Raw genomic sequence first — 242 nt, forward strand, 5'->3', positions numbered from 1 at the left:
TGTAGTGACCGATGATCAGCTTGATCAGTTCAAGGTCGGTCGTGGTTGGAATTGCCATCCGCAAGTCAGCCTTGTAACTTGGGTCCGCAGTTTGCTGGTAGGCGGCAAGTAGCTTATCGAAGAGGTCGCGACTACCGTAGTTTTGAACCTCACTCTTTAGGACCAGCCCCCGGATATCAGCGGACAAGGCACCAAGTTTATCCTGGTTATCAAGGAAAATCTGGTGGGCCGCCTTGATTGCG

Annotated in this window: 1 protein-coding gene; it reads right to left on the bottom strand. The window is 52.1% G+C overall.

Annotated elements, in window-relative coordinates; translation table 11 throughout:
• The coding region (locus tag L9G74_RS21830) for a hypothetical protein (RefSeq protein WP_238898981.1) at positions 1-242 on the bottom strand (242 nt) is incomplete at both ends.

Origin of the sequence: Shewanella electrica, from assembly GCF_022321485.1 — a bacterium.
Taxonomy (GTDB): domain Bacteria; phylum Pseudomonadota; class Gammaproteobacteria; order Enterobacterales; family Shewanellaceae; genus Shewanella; species Shewanella electrica.